At 65.1% G+C, this 4,947-nt stretch carries 6 protein-coding genes; 2 read left to right on the plus strand and 4 right to left on the minus strand.

Annotation, left to right across the window (positions count from 1 at the left end; all coding sequences use genetic code 11):
* Positions 1 to 29: 29 nt before the first annotated feature.
* Positions 30 to 1,334, minus strand: a complete 1,305-nt coding sequence (locus ACK4TE_RS15705) for an ectonucleotide pyrophosphatase/phosphodiesterase (RefSeq protein WP_409912478.1) — start codon at positions 1,332 to 1,334, stop codon at positions 30 to 32.
* A gap of 146 nt (positions 1,335 to 1,480) precedes the next feature.
* On the opposite strand from ACK4TE_RS15705, the gene ACK4TE_RS15710 reads away from it, so the two are divergent.
* Both ACK4TE_RS15710 and ACK4TE_RS15715 read left to right on the plus strand, forming a co-directional pair.
* Complete coding sequence (locus tag ACK4TE_RS15710; RefSeq protein ID WP_409912479.1) at positions 1,481 to 3,436, plus strand: S9 family peptidase; 1,956 nt, start codon at positions 1,481 to 1,483, stop codon at positions 3,434 to 3,436.
* A gap of 120 nt (positions 3,437 to 3,556) precedes the next feature.
* The gene (locus tag ACK4TE_RS15715) at positions 3,557 to 3,751 is read left to right on the plus strand and encodes a hypothetical protein (RefSeq protein WP_409912480.1); all 195 of its coding nucleotides are present in this window, start codon (positions 3,557 to 3,559) and stop codon (positions 3,749 to 3,751) included.
* A 9-nt stretch (positions 3,752 to 3,760) separates the two neighbouring features.
* Here the strand turns inward: ACK4TE_RS15715 and ACK4TE_RS15720 are convergent, their stop codons facing one another.
* The 3 genes from ACK4TE_RS15720 to ACK4TE_RS15730 all read right to left on the minus strand — a co-directional run.
* Positions 3,761 to 4,120 (minus strand): hypothetical protein, encoded by a 360-nt coding sequence (locus ACK4TE_RS15720; RefSeq protein WP_409912481.1) that lies wholly within the window; start codon positions 4,118 to 4,120, stop codon positions 3,761 to 3,763.
* Between the two features lie 42 nt (positions 4,121 to 4,162).
* Positions 4,163 to 4,771 (minus strand): GNAT family N-acetyltransferase, encoded by a 609-nt coding sequence (locus tag ACK4TE_RS15725; RefSeq protein ID WP_409912482.1) that lies wholly within the window; start codon positions 4,769 to 4,771, stop codon positions 4,163 to 4,165.
* Positions 4,768 to 4,947 (minus strand): hypothetical protein (locus ACK4TE_RS15730; protein ID WP_409912483.1); only part of this gene is annotated, 180 nt, incomplete at its 5' end. The genes ACK4TE_RS15730 and ACK4TE_RS15725, both read right to left, overlap by 4 nt.

Here is a 4,947-nt window from a genome sequence, read left to right on the forward strand (position 1 = left end):
AGCTGTCGCCGGGATGACATGCGGTGGGGTCAGTCTTGCGACGCAGGGCAGCGGCCGCCGGTGACCTCGGCGACGACTTCCGGGTCGCCGTCTGTTTCTGCCGGGGTGAGGCCGAGGGCGCAGGCGATGAAGCTGTAGACGTTGACGTTTTCGAACGGGGCGGCGACTTCGCCTTCGGGGAAGATGGGGCCGGCGGCGATGAAGGTGGCGTTCATGTCCGGGGCGCGGCTGTCATAGCCGTGCATGCCGGGGATGGGCGGGCGCCAGCCGCCGAGATCGGCATTGCGCACGACCCAGCCGGGATCCCCAACGATGAAGAGGTCCGGCCCGCGCGTCGGATGATCGAAGCGGTAATGGGCGGGCATCTCGCCGCGTTTGTAGACATGGATGTTGGGGTGGAAATCCTTGAGGCCCTCATACGCGGCTTCGAGCGCCGGGCCTTCGCCATAGACATGCAGGAAGGGATGCGCCGAGCCGGCATAGGGGCCGGCGAATTGCGAGACGGTGAGGGATTTCAGGTCGAGGAACTCGCCGATATCGACGACCTGATCGGGATTGATCCAGGCCATGCCGTGATCTGACACGACGATGATGGTGGTGGAGGCGAGCAGGCCGCGCGTCTCCAGGCCGGCGACGAGCTGGCCGACATAGCCATCGACTTCGGCGACCGCCTCTTTCGTCTTGTCGGAGCGCGGGCCGGTATAGTGGCCGGCGGTGTCGACGCGGTCGAAATAGATGGCGGCGAAGCGCGGGCTTTTTTCTGCGGGGCCATCATACCAGGCGAGCACTTCGTCGACGCGGTCCTGATAGGGCTTTTCGTGTTCGTAGGGTGTCCAGCGTGTCGGACGGACGCCGTCATGCGGGACCTCGGAGCCGAGCCAGAACATGATGGAGGCGGAGAGGCCCTGCTTCTCGGCTGTGACCCAGATGGGCTCGCCCTGCCACCAGACTTCTTCCTGCGGGCCGGTGGCGCGGTCGAACTGGCGCGCCCCGTCGCGGTCGTAGGGGTAATTGTCGACCATGCCGTGATGTTCGGGATAGAGGCCGGTGGCGAGGGAGTAGAAGTTCACGAAGGTGACCGACGGCATGACCGGATACATCGCCTCGGCGCGCACGCCGCGGGCGGCGAGGGCTTTGAGGTTGGGCACGTCCCAGCTGTCGAGCATCGAGGGATGCAGGCCGTCGAGGCCGATCATCAGCACGCGCGGGGGAGCCGCGGGGATTTCTGCGGCGGCAGGCGCGGCCATTTCTGCGGGCGCGGCGTCCTTGCCTGTGGTGCAGGCAGCAAGCGCGCCGGCGCCGATCAGGGACGCAAGAATTAGCCGCTTCAGCATCTGTCCGATTCCTTCTGCCAATCTCCGGGGCCTTAGACCCCGAATGTATCGGACTTGTGAAGCCCCCGGTCTGAAAAAGGGGTGACGCGGCGGGCAAAAGCCCTAAACAAAGCACCATGACAAAACAGACAGACCGGGAGACCCGTATGACCCGCCGCCCAGCCCTTCTTGTTTCTGCCCTTGCCCTCGCCCTTGCCGGCTGTGCGCAGACAGGCGCAGCGCCCGATGCGGCGCTGACCACGCAGCAGGAGCCCTCGCCGCGGGTGACGCGCGGCAATCTCGTGACAGAGAATGTGCCGACAGCTCCGATCGAGTTGAAAGAGCGGCTGCAGCGCTATGAGAATGTGCGCGGGCACAGCTTCCAGGACTGGACCGGCGATGGCGGCATCCTGATTGCGACGCGCTTCGGCAATGTGAACCAGATCCATGAAGTGCGCTTCCCGCTGGGTGCGCGGCGACAGCTGACCTTCTACACCGAGACAGTGGGCAGCGCGGATGTGAGCCCGTCGGGCGGCGCCTTCCTGTTCGGCAAGGACCGCGGCGGCGACGAATATTTCCAGTCCTACCTGTTCAATCTCGGCACCGGCGATGTGACGCAGTTTTCCGAGCAGGGCTCGCGCAACGGCTCCGGCCTCTGGGCGGATGATGGCAGCGTGGTCGCCTGGGCGCGCACTACAGCGGGCGATCCGAACAATGACATTCTGGTCGCCAATCCGGCAGACCCGGAGAGCCGGCGCGTTGTGCTGGAGGGCGAGGGCGCGATCGGGCCGGTCGACTGGTCGGCGGATGGCAGCACCCTGCTGCTGCAGCGCTATATCTCCATCGCCAAGAGCCGGCTGTTCAAGCTGGACGTCGCGAGCGGCACGCTGACCGAGATCAACCCGGACGACGATGTCGCCTATTCCGGCGGCGCGCTGCTGGCGGATGGCTCCGTGCTGACGGTGACGGACAAAGGCAGCGAGTTTGCCAATCTCGTGCGGATCGCGCCCGACGGCACCACGACGACCTATACCGGCGATATCGACTGGGACGTGTCCGACTGGACGCTGTCGCCGGATGAGACGACGGTGGCCTTCACGCTGAACGAAGGCGGGCTGGGCACGATCCGGCTGCTGGACGTGGCGAGCGGGCATGTGCGCCCCGGCCCGACACTGCCGGTGGGCATCGCCAGCGGCCTGACCTTCTCGCCGAGCGGCACGCAGCTGGGCTTCACCTTCAATGGCGCAACCAGCCCGGCGGATGCCTGGTCGTTCGACATTGCGACGCTGAACCTGACGCGCTGGACCGAAGCAGAGACGGGCGGCCTCAATGCCGCAAACTTCCTGACGCCGGAAATATTCAGCTATCCGAACACGGACGGTATGGATATTCCGGCCTTCATCTACCGGCCGAAGGGCGCAGGTCCGCATCCTGTGATCGTGTCCATCCATGGCGGACCGGAGAGCCAGTCACGCCCGGGCTTCAGCTCGACCTACCAGTACTGGGCGAAGGAACTCGGCCTGGCGGTGGTTGTGCCGAACGTGCGCGGATCGTCCGGATACGGAAAGACCTATGTGTCGCTCGACAATGGCCTGAACCGCAAGAAATCGGTTGAGGATATCGGCGCCCTGCTCGACTGGATTGCCACGCAGCCGGACCTCGATGCAGGCCGGGTGGTGGTGCACGGCGGATCGTATGGCGGCTACATGGTGCTTGCCTCGATGATTGATTATGGCGACCGGCTGGCCGGCGGCGTGAACATTGTCGGCATCTCGGACTTCAAGACCTTCCTCGAGAATACCGAAGGCTACCGCGTGGACCTGCGCCGGGAAGAGTATGGCGATGAGCGCGACCCGGTTGTGGCCGCCTTCTTCGACGAGATCTCGCCCCTGAAGAACGCCCACAAGATCACCAAGCCGCTATTCATCATCCAGGGCTATAACGACCCGCGTGTGCCGTACACGGAAGCCGAACAGATCCTGGCGGCGGTGAAGGCCAATGGCGTGATGCACTGGTTCATGATGGCGATGGACGAGGGCCACGGCTTCCGCAAACTGTCCAACCGCGAAGCCCAGAGAGAGGCAGAAACGCTGTTCCTGCAGGAAATCCTGGGGGTCAACTGACCCCCATTTCGCCCGAAAACAGGCCCGGATCCCCGAATAAGGGATTTACTTCACGTTTGGATTGCGTGATGGGGCTTTGGTGTTCAGGGTAACGGGATTCGGACTTCCGGGGGGTACGGGGTGTCAGCGGACGAGGAGAACGAAGGCGAGGAGGCGCGTCCGGCGAGGCCGGAGGTGATCCAGTTGCCGGATGCCCTCGCCCGGTCTGTCGCGAAGGCCTATTCCGACCTGCTGAAGGAACCGGTGCCCTCGCGCCTCGCCGACCTGCTGGACGCCATCCGCCGTTTCGAATCGAACCGGAATAAGCCGGACTGATTGCGGCAGTCAGTCCTGCACTTCCCAGAAGGTCTGGCGGACAAAGCCGGCATATTCCGAAAACCTTAGCGCCACGTCCCGGCGCGCGCCGCCGGGACCATCGATCACCTCGGTCAGGATCTCGACCTCGCCATAGGCCGAGATCAGGTCGTCGCGGAACGTGTTCGCCATGTCGATGCCGCGAAAGGGCGGACGGAGCCAGACGGCGCCGTAGAGCACGCTTTCGACGAAGGCCTCCACCAGCGAGTCCGCATCCCGCCCGGCGCCTGAGAGCGGGGCCGCGAGGGCGCGCATGTGCGGAATTGCAACCTCGATCGCTTCCGAAAGGGTCGGCACGGGCTGCACAAGGCGGGCGGCATCCTGCTTCATGTCACGCTACTCCCGGCCGGCGGCGATGTTCCGGCGCTATGCTCATGCCGCGCGCTTTGCAGATCGCTCCAGCACGCCTTCGCGGTCCCAGTCGCCCTCGGGGCGGCAGAGTTCGAGCGGCGGACTGTCGAGGTTCAGATGGTTTGCCGGCGGTTCGATTTCCCGGATGATCTCGACATACTCGTGATCGGAGAAGAAAAAGGAAGGCCGGTCCTGGCGCAGATATCCGCCGCCCCGGCGAATCCAGAACGGCGCGACGCGCTTCTGGGCATGCCCGAGGATCTTGCGGTAGCCCTTGCGCGCGCTGACGAGACAGGCTGCTTCAATCAGGGCAAAGGCGATCTGCGTGGCCCGGCCTTCAGGCACGACCGCGAAACGTTCGGATTTGGCGAAATCGGCAAACCAGCGCAGGCGCATGGTGCCCACCGGCTCGCCATTGCGGCGAGCGAGCAGATGGGTGGCGCCGGAAAGGTCGTTTCCGTCGAACTCCTCCTCATACGGACAATCCTGCTCGTTCTGGAAGACACGGGCGCGCAGGGTCATCACCGCGACGAACTCGTCAAGCGTGGAGACGACATCGACGCGGACAGGGCCGGACTGGATGATGGGCGGGCGGGATGAGTCGGCCGTGAAGTTACGCAACACGCTCATGCCTGCCCCGCCTCGCCGCGCGGATCGATCCAGACGACACCGGGCTCGCCCCAGGGGACAGGCTGGTAGCCGAGATAGCCGGTGAGCACGCGCAGGCCGTCTGCCGTGGCAGCGCGGGAGAAGACCGGCACGCGGCCGAACGCTTCGCGGCGCACGGCATCGGCGAAAGCGACACA

The organism is Hyphomonas sp., from assembly GCF_046313975.1.
Lineage (GTDB): Bacteria > Pseudomonadota > Alphaproteobacteria > Caulobacterales > Hyphomonadaceae > Hyphomonas.

Bases quoted from the DNA above. Each gene is read 5' to 3' on its own strand.
- ACK4TE_RS15720 (WP_409912481.1), bottom strand. From the start codon at position 4,120: ATGAAGCAGGATGCCGCCCGCCTTGTGCAGCCCGTGCCGACCCTTTCG.
- ACK4TE_RS15705 (WP_409912478.1), bottom strand. From the start codon at position 1,334: ATGCTGAAGCGGCTAATTCTTGCGTCCCTGATCGGCGCCGGCGCGCTT.
- ACK4TE_RS15725 (WP_409912482.1), bottom strand. From the start codon at position 4,771: ATGAGCGTGTTGCGTAACTTCACGGCCGACTCATCCCGCCCGCCCATC.
- ACK4TE_RS15710 (WP_409912479.1), top strand. From the start codon at position 1,481: ATGACCCGCCGCCCAGCCCTTCTTGTTTCTGCCCTTGCCCTCGCCCTT.